Annotated in this window: 3 protein-coding genes; 1 reads left to right on the forward strand and 2 read right to left on the reverse strand. The window is 74.4% G+C overall.

Annotated features, from left to right (window positions below; genetic code table 11):
* On the forward strand, window positions 1–567 hold a 567-nt coding region (locus H5J30_RS33835; protein ID WP_181791614.1), incomplete at its 5' end, for a phosphotransferase.
* A 4-nt stretch (window positions 568–571) separates the two neighbouring features.
* Here the strand turns inward: H5J30_RS33835 and H5J30_RS33840 are convergent.
* Together H5J30_RS33840 and H5J30_RS33845 are read right to left on the reverse strand one after the other, a co-directional pair.
* Window positions 572–1,027, reverse strand: a complete 456-nt coding sequence (locus H5J30_RS33840) for an NUDIX domain-containing protein (protein ID WP_181791616.1) — start codon at window positions 1,025–1,027, stop codon at window positions 572–574.
* Between the two features lie 13 nt (window positions 1,028–1,040).
* On the reverse strand, window positions 1,041–1,295 hold a 255-nt coding region (locus H5J30_RS33845; protein ID WP_181791618.1), incomplete at its 5' end, for a CGNR zinc finger domain-containing protein.

The following is a 1,295-nucleotide window of genomic DNA, read 5'->3' on the forward strand; positions in this document are numbered from 1 at the left end:
CGCCTCGTCACCGCCGCCGTCCCCGGCGTCCCCGCGGACCAACTGCCGCCCGCCGACCTGCGGGCCTGCTGGAGCCGCGTCGCCGAGGCCGTACGCACCCTGCACGCGCTCCCGACCGCCGACTGCCCGTACCGCAGGGACCTGGACGACGTGATGGCCACCGCCCGCGACGTCGTCGCCCGCGGCGCGGTGCAGCCCGACTTCCTCCCCGAGGAGCAACAGGACACCCCGGCCGCGGAGTTGCTGGCCCGCCTCGAACCGCAGCTCCCCGGGCGCCGCAAGCAGGCCGCGGACGACACCGTGGTCTGCCACGGCGACCTCACGCTGCCGAACATCGTCCTCGACCCCGGCACCCTGGACGTGGCGGGCTTCGTCGACCTGGGCCGCCTCGGACTCGCCGACCGCCACGCGGACCTGGCGCTGCTCCTGGCCAACTCCCGCGAAACGTGGCCCGACGAGGCCGAAGCCCGGGCCCGGGACGCGGCGTTCGCCGAGCACTACGGCACCGCCCCGGACCCCGACCGCCTCCGCTTCTACCTCCACCTCGACCCCCTCACCTGGGGCTGAGGCGTCAGGCCGCCGCGTCCGCCCTGATCAGGCGGACGTGCGACTCCTGGAGGCCCTCCGGGAGCGCGTCCGGGCTGAACCAGTCCGCCGCCAGGATCTCGAAGCCGTCGAGCCGGAGCGTCCCGCCCACGTGCCGCGCCTCGTACGCGATCTCCGTGCGGAGCCGGTAGCCGCTGGTCACCCGGACCAGCCGGCCGGGTACGACGTCGAGGCCGGTCTCCTCGCGCACCTCGCGGACGACGGTCTGCGGGAACTCCTCGCCCTTGAGCGCGAAGCCGGTCGGCAGCCCCCACGGCCGGGAGTCCGGCCACATCCGGTGCTTGAGCAGCAGCACCTGCCCCTGCTCGTTGCGCACCACACCCGTCACGCCGACCATGAACTTCGCCTGCGTGAGCCACAGGATGCGCCACTGCAGAGGACCGCGCAGGAGCTTCCAGGCCCGGGCGACGACTCTCTTCATGTGCCGCATCCTCTCAGGAGCGGTCCGCGTCGCGACGGGCTCTGAGCGTACGGACCTTGTGGCGGTTGCCGCAGCGCTCCATCGAGCACCAGCGGCGCCGGCCCGGGCGGGAGGTGTCGGCGAAGAGGAGGTAGCAGCGGTCGCCCGCGCACTCGCGGATGCGGTGGGCGTACGGGCCCGAGAAGAGGTCGACCGCGTCGCGGGCGACGGTCGACAGGAGCTGGGCCGTCGGTGCCGGGTCCGGGGACCAGGACGCGGTGCCGTCGGG

This window comes from Streptomyces phytophilus (genome assembly GCF_013870535.1).
Taxonomy (GTDB): domain Bacteria; phylum Actinomycetota; class Actinomycetes; order Streptomycetales; family Streptomycetaceae; genus Streptomyces; species Streptomyces phytophilus.

What these genes read in the sequence shown, in the direction of transcription:
- H5J30_RS33840 (WP_181791616.1), bottom strand. Translation starts at nt 1,027, where the DNA reads ATGAAGAGAGTCGTCGCCCGGGCCTGGAAGCTCCTGCGCGGTCCTCTG.